Genomic DNA, 23060 nt, shown 5'->3' with positions numbered 1-23060 from the left:
ATGCTGGCTCTCGGTCTTTCCTTCTCCACGGCCCTGCCTGGCACTGCGGACGCAATCACGTTGATGGATCTGCTGCGCGGTGGTCCGGGCAAGGTTGCGCGTGATCGCGGCGAGATGCCACCTGCGGGCATCGTCACGTCTCCTTCGTCCGGATCTCTCAGCGCCGATGCTTCCGATCCTGAGCCTCTGCCGCGCGTTTCCGGTCCGCGTTATTACACCTACAAGGCCGATGCGACGCGTGCTGTCGATACCAGCAAGTTTGCGGATGGTCTGGCAGGCGTCAAGTTCAGCGCCACGCCCGAGATCGCCAAGGCGCTGGAAGCCTATTATGGCGCCGGCGGCAAGCAGCTCTGGGTCTCAGAAGGTGCGTTGACTGATCGCGCCAATGCGGCAATGGCATTCCTTGAGACCGTCGGTGCCAGCGGCCTTGATCCGGCCGACTATTCCGTCTCCGCACCGGCAAAGGACGTCACTGCCAGCATTAGCGACACTGCCGCCGCACAGCAGGCTGACGCTTCCACATCGGCGTCGGACGCCTATCAGCGCGCCCTGATGCAGTTTGAGCTGACATTGTCCGCGAAGGTTCTTGCTTACGTGCAGGATACCAATCGTGGCCGCGTCGATCCGAACCGGCTGTCGGGCTATCACGATTTCAAGCGCAAGACTGTCAACCTTGCACCGGTGCTGAAGCTTGCTTCGCTCAGCCCCGATGTTGGCGCCTATCTGCGCAGCCGCGAGCCGTCGAGTGCCGAATATCAGGCGCTGAAGGCCGAACTTGCGACGCTGCGCGCCGAGACCGATCCGGCGCATGTCGTTTCCGTTCCTGCCGATCTGGTCCTCAAGCCAGGCAACAGCAGCGCTGAACTGGCGAATGTGGTCAAGGCCATTGAACACCGGGCTTCGGCGTCGTTCAAGACCGAGCATGCGGCCGTTATCTCCGGTTACCAGCAGACGACGGACTATTCGCCGGAACTGGTCGATCTGGTGAAGGCATTCCAGAGCGCGCAGGGTCTCAAGGCCGATGGCGTCATCGGTCCGGCGACGGTTCGTGCCATGGTTGGCGAAACCAACGATGCGCGCATTGCCAAGGTTGAAGTGGCAATGGAGCAGGTTCGCTGGCTTCCGGCTGACCTCGGCCAGCGTTACGTCTTCATCAACCAGCCTGCCTTCATGGCCTACTACCATAACGGTGGCCAGGAAGAGTTCGGCATGAAGGTGGTCGTCGGCTCCAAGGCCAACCAGACCTATTTCTTCCAGGATGAAATCCAGACGGTGGAATTCAACCCCTACTGGGGCGTTCCGCAGTCGATCATCGTCAATGAAATGCTGCCGAAACTGCGCCGCGACCCGTCCTATCTCGACCGTCTGGGTTACGAGGTCCAGGTCGGTGGCCGGGCCGTGTCTTCCAGCAGTGTCAACTGGTACGGCTCCACGAACGCCATTTCCGTGCGTCAGCCACCGAGCAGTGACAACGCGCTGGGCGATCTGAAAATCCTCTTCCCGAACGCGCATGCGATCTACATGCACGACACGCCGGCCAAGAGCTTCTTCAACCGTGACATGCGCGCTCTCAGCCACGGCTGTATTCGTCTGGTCGATCCGCGCCGCATGGCTGCGGCCGTTCTCGGCACCAGTGTCGATAAGGTCGGCGAGCAGATCGCTTCCGGCAAGAACCGCGCCGTTCAGGTGCCGCAGAAGATCCCGGTCTACGTGTCCTATTTCACGGCATGGCCGAACAAGGACGGCAAGATCGAATATTTCAACGACGTCTACGATCGCGACAGCTACGTGCAGAAGGCGTTTGCCATCACCACGAAGGCTCGTGGCTCTTCGGTCTGATATCGATCTGACAAGACATAAAAAAAGCGCCGGAGACGGCGCTTTTTTCGTTTGTGGTGCAGCCGATGGTCAGGCTGCGGCGACGCGGCCGGCAATAAGCTTGTTAAACAGGGCCGGTGTCAGCGTCTTGTAGTCATCGATGATGACGGTCGGGTCGAGTTCCGACATCGGCACATCCGTGTATCCGAAGGTGACGCCAATCGACGGCACTTCGGCGTTTCTGGCCGCCAGAATATCGTTGATGCTGTCACCCACCATGACGGAGCGCAGCGGATCGCCGCCGGCCTTCGCGATGGTTCCGAGAATATGGCGTGGATCTGGTTTGCGGTATTCGAAGGTATCGCCGCAGGTAATCGCCGCGAAATATTTCGTCAGGTCGAGCTTTTCGAGCAGCGGAAGCGCCAGAACTTCGGTCTTGTTGGTGCAGACGGCAAGTGTGATGCCCGCTGCGGCAAGGCTTTCCAGCGTTTCGACGATGCCGGGATAGGGGCGGCTTTCGCCAGGCATTTCATGTTTGTAATGGGCGATGAAACGCTCGTAGAGCGGCTCGACCTCGTCTTCCGACAGCGGCGTTTCACGCAGCGCAAAGGCGCGCTTGATCATGACGCGCGCACCCTGGCCGACAAGATGGGTGAGGTCGTTATAGGTCACAGGGGCAAGGCCTGCGGCGGCAATGGTGTAGTTCAGGCTCGAGACGAGGTCGGTTGCAGTGTCAACCAATGTGCCGTCGAGATCGAAGATGGCAAGCGGGGAAGTCAAGAGATCGCCTCTTTCGGTGTCGTGCTGGTGTGGTGTTGCTGCAAACCGTAGGCAATCCCCGTCGTCTTTGCAATCGCGGGCAAGTGTTCTGTTTCTTCTGCGCAAAAAGGCTTTCGTTTGGCCTGCGACCCGTGTAAACAGCACGGCGACGATCAAGAGACCGGAGTTTCAGGCACATGGATGCCCGCCAGATGAAGATCAAGGCCGCCGAGGCCGCGTTGTCCTATGTGGAAGACGGCATGCGCCTCGGTATCGGTACGGGTTCGACGGCTGAGGAATTCGTGCGACTTCTGGCTGAAAAGGTTGCGGGCGGCCTGAAAGTGCAGGGCGTACCGACCTCTGAAAGAACTGCGCGGCTCTGCGTCGAACTCGGCGTGCCGCTCAAATCTCTCGACGAGTTGCCGGAACTCGATCTGACCATTGATGGCGCAGACGAAGTTGACCATGCCCTGCGGCTGGTCAAGGGCGGCGGCGGCGCACTTTTGCGCGAAAAGATCGTGGCTGCGGCTTCCGAGCGCGTGATCGTCATTGCCGACCAGACCAAGGTCGTGGAGACGCTGGGCGCTTTTCCGCTGCCCATCGAGGTCAATCCCTTCGGGCAGGTTTCGACACGCATCGCCATTGAAAAACTGGCATCGCGTCTCGGTCTGACCGGTGAATTGACCACCCGCACCATGGGAGACAGCGCTTTCACCACGGACGGCGGACACCTTATTTTCGACGCATCTTTTGGCCGTATTCCTGATGCAGAAGCGCTTGCACGCGAGCTGAACACGATTCCCGGTGTCGTCGAGCACGGACTTTTCATAAATTTGGCATCGCTTGCCATCATTGCAGGCCCGGACGGCGCCCGCGTGATGCAGGCAGTATAACAGGAGCGAGATTTTCATGGTCAAACTAGCGGGACTGGGCAAAGCTGCCGCTGCTTCGATCCTCATTTCCGGCATCGTATTCGGCACGGCCGTACGGGCTCAGGAAATTTCGGAAGAGCATGTCGCTGCCGCACGGCAGGCAATCGCCTCTCTCGGCGTTACCGATCGTTTCGACGCCATCCTTCCGGGCCTGGCAGAGCGCCTGAAGGGCGAGCTCATCCAGGCTTCGCCGAACGTGCAGGATGCCATCAGCGCGACCGTCGATGCGAAGGCTCTCGAGCTTGCACCGCGCCGTGCAGACCTCGAGCGTGAAGCTGCGCTGACCTATGCGCGCGCCTTCACCATCGACGAACTGAAGGCCATTTCTGCATTCTACGGCAGCGAAGCCGGCAAGAAGCTCCTGAAGGATGGCCCGATCGCTACACGCGAACTGATGAAGGCTGCCGACATCTGGGCTGCAGGCATCAACCGCGACCTCAACACGTCCAGCATGGCTGAACTGCAGAAGGTTGCCGGCGCCGATCTGGCTCCGCTTCCGGCAGACCAGAACGCAACGGGCGGCGCACCGGCTGCACCGAAGCCATAATCGGCTGACGTTTCGTTCAGAAATTTTCAAAGCCCGGTCGCAAGACCGGGCTTTTCATTTGTGCGTCGCAGCACCTATATGTGCCACGAATGCGCCGCTGCCATCTTCAGGTGGTCGGCCAGTGATTTTGAGCAGGGGTTTTGACTATGACAGCTTATGACTATGACCTTTTCGTCATCGGTGGCGGTTCCGGCGGTGTGCGCAGCGCCCGCGTGGCTGCCTCTCTCGGCAAGCGCGTCGCAATCGCCGAGGAATACCGGTACGGCGGAACCTGCGTCATTCGCGGCTGCGTGCCGAAGAAGCTGTTTGTCTATGCCTCGCAGTTCCCGGAACATTTCGAGGATGCGGAAGGCTTTGGCTGGACTGTCGGCAAGAGCAGCTTCGACTGGAAGAAGCTGATCGAGGCGAAGGACAAGGAAATCACCCGCCTTGAGGGCCTGTACCGCAAGGGACTGGACAACGCCAAGGCGGATATTTTTGACAGCCGTGCCGAACTGGTCGACGCGAATACCGTCAAGCTGGTGAAGACCGGTCAGACCTTCACGGCCGAGCGTATCGTCATTGCCGTCGGCGGCACGCCGAACGAGCACAAGGCGCTGCCGGGTCATGAACTGACGATCTCGTCCAATGAGGCGTTCCATCTGGAAGAGCTGCCGAAATCGATCCTGATTGCCGGCGGTGGCTACATTGCCGTCGAATTCGCGAATATTTTCCATGGTCTCGGTGTCGAGACGACGCTGATCTATCGCGGCAAGGAAATCCTGTCGCGTTTCGACCACGACATGCGCCGTGGTCTGCACGAAGCCATGGAAGCCAAAGGCATCAAGATCCTGCTCACCGACGTCATCGAAGAGGTGACGAAGGGCGAGGGCGGTCTTAACGCCCGCACCAAGAACAACGGCACGCTCGCGGTCGACACGGTCATGCTGGCGCTTGGCCGCGATCCGAACACCAAGGGCCTTGGCCTTGAGAATGCCGGTGTGAAGCTCGATGCGCGCGGTGCGATCATCGTCGACGATTATTCGCGTACCAATGTGCCGAGCATCTTCGCGCTGGGCGATGTCACCGACCGGGTGCAACTGACGCCGGTGGCGATCCACGAGGCCATGTGCTTCATCGAGACCGAATACAAGAACAACCCGACCAAGCCCGATCATGAACTGATCGCGACGGCGGTGTTCTCGCAGCCGGAAATCGGCACGGTTGGTCTGTCCGAAGAAGAGGCCGGTGCGAAATATCCTGAACTTGAAGTCTACCGCGCCCAGTTCAGGCCGATGAAGGCGACGCTTTCCGGCCGCACGGAAAAGACGATCATGAAGCTGATCGTCAATGCGGCGGACCGTAAGGTTGTCGGCGCGCATATCCTTGGCCATGAGGCTGGCGAGATGGCGCAGCTTCTCGGCATTACATTGAAGGCCGGCTGCACGAAGGACGATTTCGACCGCACGATGGCCGTTCATCCGACGGCTGCGGAAGAGCTTGTCACGATGTATTCGCCGAGCTATCGCGTCTTCAACGGCGAGCGCGTGTAGTCAGCGCGCAAGCGTGATATCATCTGCGTTCAGGCCTTGCGCCCCGCGCCTTCTAGTCCGGTCAGAAATTTAAATCGTTTAGATTTGTTTTTCTGCTCTTTGAAGGCCCAAAACGCCCCGAAACCCAGGGGGCACGGAAGGATCGGCTATGCAAAGCCGATCCTTGGAGATATAAGCCGCGCAACTTTCGAGATCGCCGCCCGGGATGGAGCGGACGTGAAAACCAGGTGAAGAACAATGGCACAGAATTGGACCCCCGGTAGCTGGAGACACAAGCCGATCCAGCAGGTTCCTGAATATCCTGACGCAGCAGCTCTGGCTGCTACGGAAGCCCAGCTTGCAAGCTATCCTCCGCTGGTTTTTGCCGGTGAAGCACGTCGCCTGAAAAAGCAGCTCGCCAACGTTGCAGAAGGCAATGCGTTCCTGTTGCAGGGCGGTGACTGCGCTGAAAGCTTCCTGGAACATGGCGCTGACAACATCCGCGACTTCTTCCGTGCGTTCCTGCAGATGGCCGTTGTTCTGACCTATGGCGCGCAGCTTCCTGTCGTCAAGGTTGGCCGTATTGCCGGTCAGTTCGCCAAGCCGCGTTCTTCCAACATTGAATCGCAGAACGGCGTCGAGTTGCCGTCCTACCGTGGTGACATCATCAACGGCATCGAATTCAATGAAGGTTCGCGCATTCCGAACCCTGAGCGCCAGCTCGACGCGTACCGCCAGTCGGCAGCGACGCTGAACCTGTTGCGCGCTTTCGCGATGGGTGGCTACGCCAACCTCGAAAACGTGCATCAGTGGATGCTCGGTTTCATCAAGGACAGCCCGCAGGCAGACCGTTACCGCAAGCTGGCGGACCGTATCTCCGAAACCATGGACTTCATGAAGGCCATCGGTATCTCGGCTGAAAACAATCCGAGCCTGCGCGAGACGGATTTCTTCACTAGCCATGAAGCGCTGCTTCTCGGTTACGAAGAGGCGCTGACGCGTATCGATTCCACCTCCGGCGACTGGTACGCCACGTCAGGCCACATGCTGTGGATCGGCGACCGTACGCGCCAGCTCGATCACGCGCATGTCGAATATTTCCGCGGCATCAAGAACCCGATCGGTCTGAAGTGCGGCCCGTCCCTGCAGCCCGACAACCTGATTGAGCTGATCGATGCGCTGAACCCTACGAACGAAGCCGGTCGCCTGACGTTGATCTGCCGTTTCGGCCACGACAAGGTTGCCGAAAACCTGCCGAAGCTCATTCGCGCTGTCGAGAAGGAAGGCAAGAAGGTTGTCTGGTCCTGCGACCCGATGCACGGCAACACGATCACGCTCAATCACTACAAGACGCGTCCTTTCGAGCGCATCCTGTCGGAGGTCGAGAGCTTCTTCCAGATCCATCGTGCGGAAGGCACCCATCCGGGCGGCATCCACATCGAGATGACCGGCAAGGACGTGACCGAATGCACCGGCGGTGCACGCGCGGTTACGGCCGACTCGCTGTCGGATCGTTACCACACCCATTGCGACCCGCGCCTCAACGCCGATCAGGCTCTGGAACTGGCGTTCCTGCTGTCGGAGCGCATGAAGAGCGGCCGCGACGAGAAGCGTCTGGCTATCGCCAACTTCTGATCGCCGACAAGATCGAATAAAAAAAGCCGCCGGAGATGATCCGGCGGCTTTTTTGTTCGGCGGCGGAGGAGGGGTTATTGCACCAGCGCGGGCTGCATGCAGCGAACATCGGTGACACGGACATCGGCTTCGCCAATCTTGACCCCCAGCACCAGCAGCGTGTTGTAGAGCAGGGCATCCACCGGGGCTGTTACCAGCGACAGCGTGTTGGCAAGCGCCTGCTGGATCAGCGTCGGGGTACCAAGGCTGAGGAACAGGATCTTGATGTCGAGATCGAGGTTCGTCAGCAGTGAACTGACCAGAGAGGTCACGGTGTTTTTGGTAGAGACGCTCTTGATCTTCGCCTGGGTGATATCCGTCTGCTGGAAGGTCAGCTTGGTCTTGGTCATGTTGCCGGCATTGATATGGGCCATGCCATTGACGCTGAGCAGGGCGGAATCGATCAGGGCTGCCTTGGTTACGCGTGGGTCCTTGCCAAAGTTGTTGAAGGCGCTGGTATCGACGTTGCCCACAGCGATTTCGGCGACACCGGGAACGACCTCGACATCGACCGTGCCCTGACCGCCGCCGGTGCAGCGCAGATCCGCCAGCCGCGCCTCGGCATTGGCGACTTCCACGTAAAGCGGCAGATTGATCTTCAGGCCGGCAATTGCCTGAAGTCCATCCACGGTGACATTGACCGACAGGCGGGTCTGGGCCGTGCGAACAACCGTGCCGACACCGCCAACCGCCATGGGCGGTGTTTCAACCGGCGGTTCGCCGATCGCCAGCGTGATCTTGACCGAGGCCAGGCCCGGAACGACCGCACCGGCATCGAGCGCAATCTGGTTGCCGCCATTGCCGGCGACGGCTGCGGCGTTGATCAGATCGAAGACGCCTGCCGTTACCTTCAGGTTCTCGCCGGTTCCGATGAGCTGTTCGCTCAATGGCCCGAGATTGAGGATTTCCTCCAGGCGCAATTTGACGTTGGTCTTGTTCGCCGCTTTTTCGAGCGTTTTCAAAACGGTGGCGACAGTTGGCTGAATGCCGGTAGTCTTGGTCAGCACGTTCAGGAACTTGCCGTAGGTGATTTCGGTCTTCAGCACATTCTTGTAGGTTCCTGCCGTCAGGCCAAGGTCGAGCGCCAGTGCGTCGATGACGTGAAGCGCGTTGACGTCGGCATCGACCAGCGCCTTGTAGTCCATCAGTTTCAGCGAGACGGTGGTGCCGAGCAGGCCGCCAAGCAGGCTGTTCAACAGACCGTCATTCAGGCTTGCCAGGCGCGAGCCAACGGAAAAGGCGGCAATTCTTTGCGACGATGCCGTTCCAACCGCCGAAACTGTCGGTGGCGTGGTGAAGGCGGATGCGAAGAATATCTGGCCTTTTTCGACGATATTGACCTTCACCGCGTTGGTCGGCAGGGCATTTTCGACGAAGCGCTTGCCGACGGCGAGGCTTGCATCCGGTTCATAGTGACCCTTCACCACTTCGGCGTAACCGTTGCGGGTGGCAAAGGCTTTCAGCGGGTCGAAGGGGACGACGCCATTTTCCGTCAGCAGGCCCTGAGCGGTCTTGACGCCAAGGTCCATGCCATTGAGCTGGAAGTATTGCTGGACGGCCTGTTCGGGATTGGTGGTTCCGGCGGCGGAGATGGCGGCCAGGTCAGCCGTCTGCTGCAATTGCCGTTTCTGCAGGGTGAGGTAACCGTAATCGACGCCAAGCGCGAGAATGCCGATGAACAGCGGCGCCGTCAGGCCGGCAGTGATGGCGATGTTGCCGGAACGGTCCCGAAACAGACGGGTGAGGAGCGAAGATGCATGTTGCATGTCAGACTCCCCCGATCCGGATCGTGGAGAAACGCCGGATCACCGGTTCCGGCAGCGTGTAGCTGTAGAGGCTCCAGATGGGCAGGTCGCGGGCGTCGTACTCGACCTTCACCGTGAACTGGTTGGCATTGCTGGGGTCGCCATCGACGCTGATGGTGAAATGGTTCTTGTTCATGAAGGCGTAGTTGAGGTTGCTCTGGGCAACGAAATCACGGGCGAGCTTCTGTCGCTCGGCGGTGTTCAGCCCGGCAACGGCCGTACGTGCGGCATCAGCTGCAACCTGCTGAACCGAATAGGCAGCCATCAGATAGATGCCGTAGGCAATCATGGTCAGCAGAACGAGAAAGAAAATCGGTGCGACAATCGCGAACTCGACAGCCGACGAGCCGGACCGATCACGGAATAAACGTACCCCCTTACGCATAGCACACTCCCGCTTTATTGGCGCTATTCTTGAATGCCGGATATTATTATTTTCGGAAATGCTAATTTGCAGACGTTAATTTTCCCTTGCGCCGACGCTTAAAGGTTGCAGCGCAAGTAAAATTCCCGCTGGGTGCAAGTAAAGATCGTCAGATCAGGCGCAGGCCTTTGAAACTGACATGGCCATCCCGGCCGATGATGATGTGGTCGTGAACGGCGATGCCGAGAGGCTTGGCCGTGTCAATGATGGTCTTCGTCATCTCGATGTCGGCGCGGGAAGGGGTGGGGTCTCCACTCGGGTGATTATGCACTAAAATCAAGGCTGTAGATGACAGTTCAAGCGCCCGTCGCACCACCTCGCGCGGATAAACCGGCGTGTGATCCACCGTGCCGTGGCCCTGAATCTCATCGGCAATCAGGACGTTTCTTTTGTCCAGAAACAGAATGCGGAACTGTTCGCGCGATTCATAGGCCATCGCCGCATGGCAATAGTCGATGACGGACGACCAGGAGCCCAGAACCTGCTTGTTGCGGATTTCGCTTTTCAGCATGCGCTGCGAAACGGAGCCGATGAGCTTGAGATCGAGTGCGACGGCTTCGCCGACACCATCGACCTCCTGCAACAAGGTTGGCGGTGCGCCGAAAACGCCGCCCAGCGTTCCAAACCGGGCAATCAACGCCTTGGCAATGGGTTTGGTGTCCTTGCGGGGGATCAACCGGAACAGCAGCAGTTCCAGCAGTTCGTAATCGGCCAGGGCGGCGTCGCCGCCGTCGCGGTAGCGGGTGCGCAATCGGTCGCGATGGCCGTGATAATGGGCCGCATCCGGTTCCCGTTTCGGCGCAGTTGATGCCGTCTTCCTGGCTGCCAGTTGTGGATCGGCGAAAAAATGACGTTCGTCATCCTGCCCGAAAAGGCCGCTTTGGCCCGCCCCGGAGCCTGATGTCGTCAATAGATCGGCAGAAGGCGGGGCGGGGCGTTTGGCCATCGAGCGGTCGTTGCCTCAAGCTTTGGGAAGGGGCGGCAGGCCGGGACGGTCGAAGCCGCCGGGCGACAGCGTGAAGATTTCGCAGCCGGTTGCGGTGACGCCAACGGCATGTTCGTACTGCGCCGACAGCGAACGGTCGCGCGTTACCGCCGTCCAGCCGTCCGACAGCACCTTCACATGCGGTTTGCCGAGGTTGATCATCGGCTCGATGGTGAAGATCATGCCCTCGCGGATTTCCGGGCCTTCGCTTTCCTTGCCGTAGTGGAGAATGTTCGGCGTATCGTGGAACAGGCGGCCAACGCCGTGGCCGCAGAAATCCGTGACCACGGAGCAACGTTCCGCTTCCGCATAGGCCTGAATGGCAGCGCCGATGGCGCCGGTGCGGACGCCGGGCTTCACAGCGGCGATGCCGAGCATCAGGCACTCATAGGTCACTTCCAGCAGGCGCTCTGCAGCGCGCTTGATCTGGCCGACCGGATACATGCGGCTCGAATCGCCGTGCCAGCCATCCACCACATAGGTCACGTCGATGTTGACGATATCGCCCTCACGCAGCGGCTTGTTATCCGGTATGCCGTGGCAGACCACATGGTTGATCGAGGTGCAGACCGATTTGGTATAACCGCGATAGTTCAGCGTTGCCGGCAAGGCGCCGTGATCGGCACCGAACTCGAAAACGAAACGGTCTATGGTATCGGTCGTCACGCCGGGCTTGACGATTGCCGCAAGCTCGTCGAGGCAGCGCGCCGTCAACTGGCACGCCTTGCGCATGCCGGCAAAGTCTTCCGCGTTATAGAGGCGGATGACGCCGGTATTCTTCAGGGGAGCAGAGGCTGCATCGATATAGGTGACCATGATAGTGCTTTCTGTTCTTTCTTATCTCCGTTCATAAAACAGCGAGGTGGCCTTCGTCCATCTTAACCGCCGCGCTGACTGCAATTTGTGCCGGAGAAACGTCACATTTGACCGCATATGCCTCGACACCACGCTGCATGGCGCGGCGGAAGGCCAGAGCATAGACCGGGTCCAGATCCTCGCAGATGCGCATCCGGTCGCAATCGCCGCGCTGGATGAGATAGAGCATCACCGCGCGGTGACCGGCTTCTTTCGCGTCACCCAGCTCTTCCAGATGTTTTGCGCCGCGCTTGGTCGCAGTATCCGGAAATTCCGCCAGACCCGGCTCGCGCATGAAGTGCACGTTCTTGACCTCGACATAGGCGTCGGGCCGTCCGGGGCCCGAGAGCAGGAAATCGATGCGGGAATTGCGCCCGTATTTCTGCTCGCGTCTGAGTGTCGCATAACCGGTGAGCGGTTCGATGCGACCGTTGAGGATTGCTTCTTCCGCCAGCTTGTTCGGCATGCCGGTGTTGATGCCGACCACGGTACCGTCGGCTTCCACCATTTCCAGCATGTGGCGGTACTTGCGGGTCGGGCTGTCGTGTTCGGAAAGCCAGATCCGCGATCCTGGTGTCGTCAGGCCGCGCATCGAACCGGTATTGGGGCAGGAGCCGGTAATCGCGGTTCCGTCTTCGAGAATGGCATCGAAGAGAAACCGTTTGTACCGGGCAACGAGGGTGGCGGGTGTAAGGGGCGGGGAAAATTGCATGACGACTTATTGGACCGCGACGTGAGGGATGGCAAGCGCTCCGGCATGCTGCCTGTTCATGCCAGAACATAGGTGCCGGGCGCATCGGCGAGCACCGGCCTGTCATCGGCGCCGGGCGGTCTTGCCTTGACCCTTGTGTTGTCGTGGTCTTCGATCCAGCTTTGCCAGTGCACCCACCACGAGCCCTTGTGCGCGGTGGCCGCAGCCTGCCAGGCGTCAAAGTCTCCGGATGGTGATGGCCCTGTCCAGTATTGATATTTCTCAAGCTCCGGCGGGTTCACGACACCGGCGATGTGGCCGGAGGCACCGAGCACGAAATCCACAGGGCCGCCGAACAGGGATGCACCGGTGAAAACCGACTTGGCGGGCGCGATATGGTCCTCGCGGGTTGCCAGATCGTAGACCGGGATTTTCACGTCACCGAGATTGATCCGCTTGCCAGCCACGCTCATCAGGCCGCGGGCCAGATTGTTCTTCAGATAGCAATTGTGCAGGTAGAAGGAATGGCTCGCTGCCGTCACCCGGGTTGAATCGGAGTTCCAGTACAGAAGGTCGAAGGGCAGCGGCTCTGCGCCCCGCAGATAGTTGTCGACCATATAGGGCCAGATCAGGTCGGAGGCGCGCAGCATGTTGAAGACTGTCGCCATGATCGAACCGTCGAGGTAACCGACCGCCTTCATGTGCTGGTCGAGTGCGGCAAGCTGGTTTTCGTCGATGAACACCTTGAGGTCGCCGGCATGGGTAAAATCCGTCTGCGCCGCCAGAAGCGTTGCGGTACGGATGCGGGTGTCACCCTCCTGCGCGTAGAGCGCCAGTGCGGAGGAGAGCAGGGTGCCGCCGACACAATAACCGACGGTGTTGACCTCGCTTTCGCCGGTCGCAGTTTCGACGGCATCCAGCGCAAAGCCTATTCCTTCGCGGATATAATCTTCCCAGCTCTTGTCGGCGAGTTGCGCATCCGGATTGATCCACGACACCATGAAGACGCTGTGGCCTTGCTCAAGGCACCATTTGACGAAGGATTTCTGCGGGTTGAGATCGAGGATATAGAACTTGTTGATCCACGGCGGGATGATGAGGAGTGGCCGTTTGAGAGCTTTGTCGGTGGAGGGGACGTACTGGATGATTTCGCAAAGAGCGCTGCGGGCAATGACCTTGCCGGGGGTTATGGCAATGTTCTGGCCGATGACGAACTTGCTGTAGTCGGTCTGGCGCAGTTTCAGGTGGCCATTGCCGGCGGCGACATCTTCGGCCAGTTGCGCCATGCCCTTGACCAGATTGGCGCCGCTCGTTGCCACAGTCTCGCGAAATACCTGCGGGTTGGTGAACACGAAGTTGGCGGGTGAAATCGCATCGGTCATCTGCCGCATGTAAAACAGGGCTTTTTCGCGGGTGTGATCGTCAAGCCCTTCGGCTTCATTGACCATCTTGTCGGCAAAGGCGACGGTGGTCTGATAGGTCTTCAACAGGAAATCGAAAAACGGATTGGCGTGCCAGTCTTCGTCGGCAAAGCGCCGGTTGCGGCGGCCGGTCTTGCCGGGTTCGGCCTTTTCGGGCTCAGGCGGTGTCTCGCCGGAAAACTGCGCGACCGATTTCGTCCAGAGATCGTAATAGCTTGAGAGCAGGTGGGTCTGGGCTTCCAGAGAGCGCTTCGGCTCCGCCATCCAGTATTCGGCAACGTCGGAGAGGGTTTTGACCAGATCGGTCATCGGGCTTGCGCTGTTTTGCGGAATGTCACCCCGTTCGCGCGGAGCCAGCCATTCGGACGCCGCCTTGCCCAGGTTTTCCAGCGCCCGGGCGATATTCATCGCAAATTCCTGGGGGTCGCGGATCACATATGCTTCGGCGGATCTGGCATCGAAGCCGGACGCTTTTTCGTCCTTGTCTCCGCCCATGCCATCAACGCCTGCCATGCACCCGTCCTCCTGCACATTTTTGTTATCTTTGTGTTTGCACATTCTGCATGAAAACGAATACAAGTTCCACCAGCAAGGGTGAGGCGGTCAAGCGCCCTCACAGTCGGATACGGTATCGGCAGATATCCCTAGAGGCGGAACATACGGATGGGCAAGCAGATGGGCAAGTACGGGAAATATACGGGGAGAATCATGCTTCTGTCCCTTTCCGGCGTGATGCTTGCCGCCTGCAAGGCGCCTGAGCCGATTGTTGCGCCCGCCCATATGCGCCGCCCGACGGCTGAAATTGTCGGTCCGCAGCCTGTCAACAGCGATGCCGTCAGTCAGAAGCGCGATACCGGCACCTATCCGACCTTTGGCCAGCCCATGACGGCGGCAGGCAGCCAGATGACCGATGACGAAGCCGCCAAGATGGAGACGAGCATGACGCGTCTCGGCCTGGCGCGTCGCAACGGCCAGATTTCGGAAGCCGAATACAATCGCCGCGTTGCCGAACTGCGTGCGATTGCCGAAAATCAAAAACCGGTTCCGACACCAGCCTCGCAGTAAAATCGACGCTCCTGTTATTCGAGACAGCCTGAGTTACGTATGATGTCCGGTGGCTGAAGTCCTACGTCGACAGGCGTATTGCTATGCCGTCGCAAGACCTTCTTTACCCTGTCGCTCAACGATCCGCTTACCCAAGTTCTTAAGCGAATGGATGCGGTTTGGTGGTTATGGTGCGGCCATAACAAACAGGCCGCCGAAAAAGCGGTAATCAGGGTGAAGTATCATGAAATGCATCGCCGCTCTGCTGGTTCTTGCCGGTTTTGCGCTCAATCCCGCACAGGCACGTGCGCCGCTGATCTATGGCGGCACGCATGCGCTGCATGGCCGGTGAGGACAGTCGACCGGGCTGCCTGAACCGTATCGTCAGTCGTTGCCTGCGGCTTCGTTCAGCGCGCGCAGATCGGGAACCGTAATGTGGCGGTTGTTTTCGATGCGGATGATGCCATCCTTGCGCAGCTTGGTCATCTGGCGGCTGACGGTTTCGATGGTAAGCCCAAGGAAATCAGCAATATCGGCGCGTGACAACGGCAGGTCGAAACAGGATTTGTCGTCGTTTTCGGGGTCTATGTGCGTGGCAATCAGGTAAAGGAAGCTGGCAACCTTTTCCTGGGCCGACTTGCGGCCGAGTGTCAGCATCCAGTCGCGCGCTTCATCCAGCTCTTTCAGCGCCTGATCGTGCAGCTTGCGCTCCATGCCAGGCACTTCCGTTGCCATGCGGTCCAGCACGCGGCGCGGGAACATGCAGATTTCCACATCGGTCGCGGCCTCCGCCGTCATGCGGCTTTCCGCCATGAAGGGACGGCCGAGGAAATCGGGTGCGAATTGCAGTCCGACGATCTGCTGGCGCCCATCCGACAGCATTTTCGAGAGCTTCACGACGCCGTTCAGGATGTTGCCGTAAGAGGTGACCAGTTCTCCCTGGCCAAGCAGTTCGTTTCCGGCGTCCAGTTTCTTGCGGCTGGAATGTCGGTTCAGTTCGCAAAGCTGCTGCGGGGTCAGCGCACTGCAAAGGCCGCCGTGGCGCGATTCACACGACCGACAGACAACGGGCACGTCCGAATTGTGGATGGTTTTCTGCAGCGTATCCATGAGCCGATGATTCCAGTGGGGGCTTCGCAAACGTCAAGCTATGCCGGCAAAACCGCGTCGTTTCAGGCCGCTTATCCTCGTCACCGCCCCTCAACGAATTCACGTGGAATTTAAGTCGCTATTTGATTGAAGTCAAAGTTGCAAACTGTCGCAGCCGCTACTCAGGGGAATGAAATCGACATTTTCTTGACAAAAGGCAAAACTGGACATGGCTGGCGAACTCCTCAAGAAATATTCGGGCGCGGTGCCGCGCTATACGAGCTATCCGACTGCCCCGCATTTCCATGAGGGAATCAATTCAGATGTTTACGCCGGGTGGCTTGGCGCGCTGGATCGAACGAACCGGATTTCGCTCTATCTGCACATTCCTTATTGCGATCGCCTGTGCTGGTTTTGCGCCTGTCACACCAAGCACACGCTGAAATACGAGCCGATTGCCGCCTATGTCGAAGCACTGAAACGGGAGATTGCTGCTGTCGGCGATCGTGTGTCGCCCGATGCCGTGGTCAGCGCGGTGCATTTTGGAGGTGGTTCGCCGACCATGCTGAGGCCGCAAGACATGAAAGGTCTGATGGCGTGTCTGAAGGAGCACTTTACCTTCGGTATCGAGCCGGAGATCAGTGTGGAGATGGACCCCAATGATCTGGACGATGCACGGTATGACGCGCTGGCCGCGATCGGCATGACACGCGCCAGCCTGGGTGTGCAGGATTTTGATGAGAAGGTGCAAAAGACCATCAATCGCATCCAGAGTTTCGATCAGACGCGGTCGGTGGTGCAGGCGGTGCGGGCACGCGGTGTCAATTCAGTCAATTGCGACATTCTTTATGGGCTGCCTTATCAGACGCTCGACACGCTGAAACGCACGGTCGAGCAGATCGTCTCGCTCGACCCTGATCGCATTGCGCTTTTCGGTTACGCGCATGTGCCGTGGATGAAGAAACACCAGTCGCTGATCCCGGAGGATGCGCTGCCCGGTATTGAGGAGCGTTATCGGCAGATGTCGCTTGCGGCCGGGATGTTGGGCGCGGCGGGATATCAGGCAATCGGCATCGATCATTTTGCCAAGCCGGACGACACACTGGCGAAGGCCATGATCGATGGCGGGTTACGGCGGAATTTCCAGGGATACACGACGGATACGGCCGATGCGCTGATCGGGCTTGGTGCGTCATCGATCGGCAAGCTGCCGCAGGGTTATGTGCAGAACATGGTGGCAACGGGGGAATATCAGCGTATGGCGGGCGAGGGTGGGCTTTGTGCCATCAGGGGCATTGCGCTGTCGGATGACGACCGCGTGCGCGCTTTTGCCATCGAGCGCCTGATGTGCGATTTCAGTCTTGATCTGGCTGCGCTCAAGCGTGCCTTCGGCAAGACCGCCCATGCCGTGATGGCCGAGGCGCAGCTTTTTGCCGCAGGCGACAGGGATGGGCTTGTGGCACTCGACGGTGACGTTTTTGCCCTGAGCGACGCCGGAAAGCCGTTTGCCCGGACAGTTGCCGCAACCTTCGACAGCTATCTTTCCAATGGCCGCGGGCGCCATTCGGTTGCTGTTTAAGCAACAGTTTCCCGCCAAATTTGAATGTCAGGTCACGAAACCATTGGCTTTTTGACGCGACTTGCCTATGTGGAGCGTCAGACAAGATTATTTTATACAACGACAATAAGGATTATGGGCGTGACAGCTACATTCGACAAGGTTGCCGACATTATCGCTGAAACCAGCGAAATCGACCGCGAAACCATTACGCCGGAGAGCCACACGATCGACGATCTGGGCATCGACAGCCTCGACTTCCTCGACATCGTTTTCGCGATCGACAAGGAATTCGGCATCAAGATTCCGCTCGAGCAGTGGACGCAGGAAGTCAACGAGGGCAAGGTTTCCACGGAAGAGTATTTCGTGCTGAAGAACCTCTGCGCCAAGATCGACGAACTGCGCGCAGCCAAGGGCTGATTTTGAGGGTGCCCGGCAATTAGGGCCGGGCGTGCTTTCAATATTCGTCATTCCGGCCTTGAGCCGGAATCCAGTGCGATCAGGTCCTTGATCGCGAAGAGCTCTTCTGCCGCGCAGACGCGCGGCGGCTGGCTCCCGGATCAACTCCGGGATGACGCAAGTCGGGACGTCGTGCATACATCGGTGTAGCCTTCCTTCCGCTGCTACCCAACTTCATGGACGAAACATGCTGCTCGAATATTTCCAGATGATCGACAAGGTCGAAGCCGTTGATATGGCGACGCGCACGTTGAAGGCGCAGTCCATTGTCCCGGATCAAAGCCCAGTTTTCGAAGGACACTTTCCAGGCATGCCATTGGTGCCGGGTGTGCTTCTGATCGAGACCATGGCGCAGGCTTCGGGCATGCTGGTTCTGGCGTTCAGCGATTTCGCCGCCATGCCGTTCCTGATGACGGTCGATGGCGCCAAGATGCGCACCTTCGTGGAGCCGGGCGCCGTGCTGGATATCGAGGCGGTTCTGGAGCATGACGGTTCTGGCTTTGCCGTGACCAAGGCGAAGATCACGTCCGGCGGCAAGAAGGTCTGCGATGCGCAACTCAAGCTGCGCACCATGCCGTTCAGCGAAATTCCGCTTGGCCCGATCGTCAAGAAGCGGGCCGAGGAAGTTGGCCTGATGGCGGCGATTGCCGCCGATACTTCTGCCTGATCTTTGCGAAAAGCCCGCCGTTAAACGATGAAAAGTCATGCATTGGAGCAGGTCTTGCAGCCTTCGCCATTGCAAAGCCGCATCGTGGGCATTATTCCGCATGGCAAGTGCGGCGTTCCTGCCGTTTTTTATGGCTGGCCCGGAGACACAATGTTCCGGAAAAGCGACAAAGGATGACGGATTATGAAGTCTGACAATGATGTGGTGATTACCGGGGTCGGTATCGTGACCTGTCATGGTGTCGGTGTTGACGCCCATATTGCACTGCTCTCCGCCGGTTCCGCGCCGGGAGCGATTGTCGAAACCGAAAAATTTTCGCCATACCCGATCCATCCGCTGCCGGAAATCGACTGGTCTACCCAGATCGGCCGCAAGGATCAGCGCCAGATGGAAAACTGGCAGCGTCTCGGCGTTTACGCCGCAGGCGTGGCACTTGATGATGCTGGCCTGAAGGAAGACGCCGAAGCCTGCGGCACGATGGACATGATCGTGGCGGCCGGTGGCGGCGAGCGCGACATCAATGTCGACACGCAGATCGTCGATGAAGGCCTGAAGCGCAACGACCGCGAAGTCATGCTCAACGAGAAGCTGACGACGGAACTGCGTCCGACGCTGTTCCTGGCGCAGCTTTCCAACCTGATGGCCGGTAACATCTCCATCGTTCACAAGGTCACCGGTTCGTCGCGTACCTTCATGGGTGAAGAGGCTGCCGGCATCTCCGCCGTCGAGACCGCGTTCCATCGCATCCGCTCCGGCGAATCCACGCACGCCCTGGTGGGTGGCGCATTTTCGGCCGAACGCCCTGACATGATCCTGCTGTTCGAAGCCATCGGCGCGCATGCGCAGGGCGACTGGCAGCCGCTCTGGTCTCGTTCTGAGGCTGCAGGCGGCGGCATCGTCATCGGTTCGCTCGGCGCGTTCCTGGTGCTGGAATCACGCAAGCGCGCCGAAGCGCGCGGCGCACGCATCTATGCACGCATCGACGCGATTGAAGGCGATCGCGGCAGCCGTGACGAGGGGCGTATGGAAAAACGTCTGGAGCGCATGCTGGCACCTGCCAGTGACAGCGCCTCAACGGTCGTGTTCTCCGGTGCCAGCGGTTATGACGCCGTGACCCTACGGGAAAAGGACGTTCTGGAAAAAGTTCTGCCGCAGGCTGCCATTCGCGGCTTTGGCGGTGTCACCGGTCATGGCCTCGAAGCACAGTTCCCGCTTGGTCTGGCGCTCGCAGCGCTGACGCTTGAAAGCGGTGCCAAGGTTCCGCCATTCGATGCCAATGCCGAAAAGCCGATGGCACAGGCCGCTGATGAAGCGGTTGTCACCACGGTTGGTCATGTGCGCGGCGAAGGTGTTGCCGTGCTGTCGCGCGACGTTTGAGGGAGTGAAGGATATGACTTCCAGTTTCAAGGATCATCTCGGTCGCCCGCTCGTCGCCGTTACCGGCATGGGCATCATCACGTCGCTGGGGCAGGGCCTTCAGGACAACTGGGCGGCTTTGACCTCGGGCAAATCGGGCATCCATGCGATTACCCGTTTCCCGACCGACAAGCTTTCGACCCGCATCAGCGGTACCGTCGATTTCATCGACATTCCCGTGCCCAACTCCGTCGAGCGCTCCTATGCGTTCGCGCGTGAAACGACCATCGAAGCGCTGGCGCAGGCCGGTATCTCCGGTGACTTCGAGGGACCGCTGTTCCTTGCTGCACCGCCGATCGAGCCGGAATGGAGCGCACGTTTTGAGCTGGGCGACCGTTCTCCACCCGCTGCTAAGCCGGGCGACGCCTATGATCGCTTCATGGCGGCGCTGCGTCAGCGTCCCGACCCGGCATTTCAGGAAGCGGCGCTGTTCGGCGCGATTTCCGAGCGTCTTTCCGATCGTTTCGGCACGCGTGGCCTCCCGGTAACGCTGTCGACTGCGTGCGCTTCCGGCGCCACGGCAATCCAGCTCGGCGTCGAGGCGATCCGTCAGGGTCGCACCGACCGTGCATTGACGGTTGCCACCGACGGTTCGGTCAGTGCCGAAGCGCTGATCCGCTTTTCGCTGCTGTCGGCGCTGTCGACGCAGAACGATCCGCCGGAAAAGGCGTCCAAGCCGTTCAGCAAGGATCGCGATGGTTTCGTGATTGCCGAAGGCGCTGCAACGCTGGTGCTGGAGTCGCTCGAAGCGGCCGTTGCGCGTGGCGCAAAGGTTCTCGGCATCATCAAGGGCGCCGGCGAGAAGGCCGACAGCTTCCACCGCACCCGGTCCTCGCCGGATGGCGGCCCGGCTATCGCAACAATCCGCGCCGCACTTGCGGACGCTGGTGTTGCCGAAAGCGATATCGGCTACATCAACGCCCATGGCACATCGACGCCTGAAAACGACAAGATGGAATATGGTTCGATGCTTGCCGTGTTCGGCGAAGGACTGAAGGATATTCCGCTCTCGTCCAACAAGTCGATGATCGGTCACACCCTGACGGCGGCTGGTGCGGTTGAAGCGGTGTTTTCGCTGCAAACCATGTTGACCGGCACCTTGCCGCCGACGATCAACTACACCAATCCCGATCCGGCTATCGTGCTGGATGTGGTGCCCAACGTAAAACGTGGCGCCGAGGTTAGTGCTGTTCTGTCCAACTCCTTCGGGTTTGGCGGGCAGAATGCGAGCCTTGTCATGACGCGGGAACCGGCTTAATCGGTTCCCCGAGGCATCGTTGCCATAAATCGGAAACGATTTTCGGCCAGGACGATGCAGACATTCAAAGAGATTGAGCGCCCCTTGCGCGTCCTGCCGGACGCGCGGCGCTCTGGATCAAAAACAAAAATAACGCCTCGAGGCGAAGGACTTTAAATTATGCGCGCTCTGCAACTCGTCGATGACCGTAGGCTTGAAAAAGTGGAACTGCCCGAGCCGGAAGCACCGGCTGCGGGTGAAGTGACGTTGCGCGTCAAGGCTGTCGCGCTGAACCATATCGACGTCTGGGGCTGGCGCGGCATGGCGTTCGCCAAGCGCAAGATGCCACTCACCATCGGCGCCGAGGCGTCCGGTGTGGTCGAGGCAATCGGCCCCGGCGTGTCGAATGTTCTGCCCGGCCAGCTCGTGTCGATCTACGGCGCGCGCACCTGCGGTCTCTGCAAGCCCTGTCGCGAAGGCCGCGACAACCTGTGCGAACACGTTCAGGGTGTCCATGGCTTCCATCTGGACGGCTTTGCGCAGGAAAAGATCAATATCCCGGCTCGCCAGCTCGTTCCGGCACCGCACGGCGTCGACGCCATCGGTGCTGCGCTGGCGCCTGTGACTTTCGGCACGGTCGAGCACATGCTGTTCGACAACGCCAAGCTCGAGCCGGGTGAAACGATCCTGGTTCACGCCGGCGGTTCCGGCATCGGCACGGCCGCCATCCAGCTTGCCAAGAAGATGGGCTGCACCGTTATCACCACCGTTGGTTCCGACGACAAGATCGAGCGCGCCAAGGCATTGGGTGCCGACCACGTCATAAACTATCGTACGGACCGTTTTGAAGGCGTCGTGCGCAAGCTGACGAAGAAGAAGGGCGTCGACGTCGTCTTCGAACATGTCGGCAAGGACACCTGGGCTGGTTCCATGTTCTCGCTGAAGCGCGGCGGACGTCTCGTCACTTGCGGTTCGACCTCGGGTGTTTCGACCGATATCAACCTGATGATGCTGTTCCAGCAGCAGTTGAAGCTGCTCGGCTCCTTCGGTTGCCGCATGGAAAACATGGCGAATGCCATGCAGAAGATGGCACGCGGCATCGTTCACCCCGTTATCGACACCGAAGTGACCTTCGATGATATCGATCGGGCGCTGGAGCGCATGGAAACCCGTCAGGTCTTCGGGAAAATCGTTCTGCGGATGGATTGAAGCCCGTGAAAATGTTTCTCACGCGCATCGTCCTGAAGCTGGATAACTTCCGGCAATGGTTGATCGCGACCTTTGCGTTTGGTTTCTTGAACATGTTGAAGCTTTTTCCCGCCGATGCGGGAATTCGCTTCGCTGACAGATTTGCCCGCTGGATGGGGCCGAAGACCGGCCGTCACAGGCTTGTACTGTACAATCTGGCGCGGGCCTTCCCCGAGAAGACCGAGGAAGAGCGCCTGGCAATTGCCATGGATAGCTGGGGCAATATGGGCCGTCTTGCGGCCGAATATGTGTTCCTCGACCGTCTCTTCGACTTCGATCCCCAGAACGACAAGCCCGGCCGTATCGAGGTCGTCGGCATTCCCTCGTTCCTCGAGCTGCGCGACAATCCGCGTCCGTTCATCGTTTTCACCGCCCATACCGGCAATTTCGAATTGCTGCCGGTTGCCGGTTCGGCATTCGGGCTTGAGGTGACGGTGCTGTTTCGTCCGCCGAACAATCCTTACGTGGCCGACAAGGTGTTCAACTTCCGCAAGGAACGCATGGGCAATCTCGTGCCTTCGCATGCCGGATCGTCCTTTGCGCTGGCCCGCCAGCTCGAGAGAGGCGGCGGGGTTGGCGTTCTCGTCGACCAGAAGTTCAGCAAGGGGCTGCCCACCAGGTTCTTCGATCTTGAGGTGCGGACCAACCCGCTGCTTGCCAAGCTGGTGCGCCAGTTCAACTGCGATGTTTATCCGGCGCGCTGCGTGCGCTTGCCCGACAACCGCTATCGTCTGGAAATCGAACCGAAGGTCGACATTCCGCGCGATGACAAAGGCAATGTCGACGTGCAGGCAACGGCCCAGATGCTCAACGACAAGGTTGAAAGCTGGGTACGGGAGCATCCCGGCCAATGGCTCTGGTACCACGATCGCTGGAACGTCAAACACCAGATTCCAGCTGAATAAGACAAAAGACCGGTG

21 protein-coding genes are annotated in these 23060 nt (G+C 59.4%); 13 read left to right on the top strand and 8 right to left on the bottom strand.

Translation table 11 applies throughout. The features are described 5' to 3' along the window. The gene (locus FY156_08165; GenBank protein UXS01452.1) at positions 1-1839 is read left to right on the top strand and encodes a murein L,D-transpeptidase; all 1839 of its coding nucleotides are present in this window, start codon (positions 1-3) and stop codon (positions 1837-1839) included. 69 nt (positions 1840-1908) lie between these two features. Here the strand turns inward: FY156_08165 and FY156_08160 are convergent, their stop codons facing one another. After that, the gene (locus tag FY156_08160; GenBank protein ID UXS01451.1) at positions 1909-2598 is read right to left on the bottom strand and encodes a phosphoglycolate phosphatase; all 690 of its coding nucleotides are present in this window, start codon (positions 2596-2598) and stop codon (positions 1909-1911) included. 176 nt (positions 2599-2774) lie between these two features. On the opposite strand from FY156_08160, the gene rpiA reads away from it, so the two are divergent. From rpiA to FY156_08140, 4 genes are all read left to right on the top strand, one after another. After that, on the top strand, positions 2775-3470 hold the full coding sequence (gene rpiA, locus FY156_08155) for a ribose-5-phosphate isomerase RpiA (GenBank protein UXS01450.1): 696 nt from the start codon (positions 2775-2777) through the stop codon (positions 3468-3470). Positions 3471-3486: 16 nt separating this feature from the next. Further along, positions 3487-4056 (top strand): DUF2059 domain-containing protein, encoded by a 570-nt coding sequence (locus FY156_08150; protein UXS01449.1) that lies wholly within the window; start codon positions 3487-3489, stop codon positions 4054-4056. A 146-nt stretch (positions 4057-4202) separates the two neighbouring features. After that, the gene (gene gor, locus FY156_08145) at positions 4203-5588 is read left to right on the top strand and encodes a glutathione-disulfide reductase (protein ID UXS01448.1); all 1386 of its coding nucleotides are present in this window, start codon (positions 4203-4205) and stop codon (positions 5586-5588) included. Between the two features lie 237 nt (positions 5589-5825). Then, positions 5826-7202, top strand: a complete 1377-nt coding sequence (locus FY156_08140) for a 3-deoxy-7-phosphoheptulonate synthase class II (protein ID UXS01447.1) — start codon at positions 5826-5828, stop codon at positions 7200-7202. Between the two features lie 74 nt (positions 7203-7276). Here FY156_08140 and FY156_08135 read toward each other — a convergent pair whose 3' ends face one another. The 6 genes from FY156_08135 to phaC all read right to left on the bottom strand — a co-directional run bounded on the left by FY156_08135 (position 7277) and on the right by phaC (position 13935). Then, on the bottom strand, positions 7277-9007 hold the full coding sequence (locus FY156_08135) for a hypothetical protein (GenBank protein ID UXS01446.1): 1731 nt from the start codon (positions 9005-9007) through the stop codon (positions 7277-7279). 1 nt (position 9008) lies between these two features. Beyond that, positions 9009-9431 (bottom strand): pilus assembly protein, encoded by a 423-nt coding sequence (locus FY156_08130; GenBank protein ID UXS01445.1) that lies wholly within the window; start codon positions 9429-9431, stop codon positions 9009-9011. A gap of 148 nt (positions 9432-9579) precedes the next feature. Continuing rightward, positions 9580-10416 carry a JAB domain-containing protein gene (locus tag FY156_08125; GenBank protein UXS01444.1) on the bottom strand — a complete coding sequence of 279 codons (837 nt, stop codon included), beginning with the start codon at positions 10414-10416 and terminating at the stop codon, positions 9580-9582. A 15-nt stretch (positions 10417-10431) separates the two neighbouring features. Then, positions 10432-11271 carry a type I methionyl aminopeptidase gene (map, locus tag FY156_08120; GenBank protein UXS01443.1) on the bottom strand — a complete coding sequence of 280 codons (840 nt, stop codon included), beginning with the start codon at positions 11269-11271 and terminating at the stop codon, positions 10432-10434. Positions 11272-11302: 31 nt separating this feature from the next. Beyond that, complete coding sequence (gene sfsA, locus FY156_08115; protein UXS01442.1) at positions 11303-12022, bottom strand: DNA/RNA nuclease SfsA; 720 nt, start codon at positions 12020-12022, stop codon at positions 11303-11305. A gap of 56 nt (positions 12023-12078) precedes the next feature. Next, complete coding sequence (gene phaC / locus FY156_08110; protein UXS01441.1) at positions 12079-13935, bottom strand: class I poly(R)-hydroxyalkanoic acid synthase; 1857 nt, start codon at positions 13933-13935, stop codon at positions 12079-12081. 144 nt (positions 13936-14079) lie between these two features. Between phaC and FY156_08105 the strand changes: the two genes are divergently transcribed. Further along, positions 14080-14487, top strand: a complete 408-nt coding sequence (locus FY156_08105) for a hypothetical protein (protein UXS03080.1) — start codon at positions 14080-14082, stop codon at positions 14485-14487. Between the two features lie 363 nt (positions 14488-14850). Here FY156_08105 and FY156_08100 read toward each other — a convergent pair whose 3' ends face one another. Next, entirely contained in the window at positions 14851-15576 is a 726-nt protein-coding gene (locus FY156_08100; protein UXS01440.1) for a Crp/Fnr family transcriptional regulator, read from the bottom strand. 208 nt (positions 15577-15784) lie between these two features. On the opposite strand from FY156_08100, the gene hemN reads away from it, so the two are divergent. The 7 genes from hemN to FY156_08065 all read left to right on the top strand — a co-directional run bounded on the left by hemN (position 15785) and on the right by FY156_08065 (position 23045). Continuing rightward, complete coding sequence (hemN, locus tag FY156_08095; GenBank protein UXS01439.1) at positions 15785-17134, top strand: oxygen-independent coproporphyrinogen III oxidase; 1350 nt, start codon at positions 15785-15787, stop codon at positions 17132-17134. Between the two features lie 120 nt (positions 17135-17254). After that, positions 17255-17533 carry an acyl carrier protein gene (locus FY156_08090; protein UXS01438.1) on the top strand — a complete coding sequence of 93 codons (279 nt, stop codon included), beginning with the start codon at positions 17255-17257 and terminating at the stop codon, positions 17531-17533. A 226-nt stretch (positions 17534-17759) separates the two neighbouring features. Continuing rightward, entirely contained in the window at positions 17760-18239 is a 480-nt protein-coding gene (locus FY156_08085) for a beta-hydroxyacyl-ACP dehydratase (GenBank protein UXS01437.1), read from the top strand. Between the two features lie 180 nt (positions 18240-18419). Then, the gene (locus FY156_08080) at positions 18420-19616 is read left to right on the top strand and encodes a beta-ketoacyl-ACP synthase (protein UXS03079.1); all 1197 of its coding nucleotides are present in this window, start codon (positions 18420-18422) and stop codon (positions 19614-19616) included. A 13-nt stretch (positions 19617-19629) separates the two neighbouring features. Next, the gene (locus FY156_08075; protein UXS01436.1) at positions 19630-20913 is read left to right on the top strand and encodes a beta-ketoacyl-ACP synthase; all 1284 of its coding nucleotides are present in this window, start codon (positions 19630-19632) and stop codon (positions 20911-20913) included. Positions 20914-21072: 159 nt separating this feature from the next. Next, positions 21073-22101: a zinc-binding dehydrogenase gene (locus FY156_08070; protein ID UXS01435.1), complete on the top strand. Its 1029-nt coding sequence runs from the start codon at positions 21073-21075 to the stop codon at positions 22099-22101. A gap of 11 nt (positions 22102-22112) precedes the next feature. After that, complete coding sequence (locus tag FY156_08065) at positions 22113-23045, top strand: lipid A biosynthesis lauroyl acyltransferase (protein UXS03078.1); 933 nt, start codon at positions 22113-22115, stop codon at positions 23043-23045. Positions 23046-23060 lie beyond the last annotated feature (15 nt).

Origin of the sequence: Agrobacterium tumefaciens (assembly GCA_025559845.1) — a bacterium.
Taxonomy (GTDB): Bacteria; Pseudomonadota; Alphaproteobacteria; order Rhizobiales; family Rhizobiaceae; genus Agrobacterium.
Note: the sequence above shows the minus strand (reverse complement) of the source record. Positions and strands in the feature narration are given on the sequence as shown.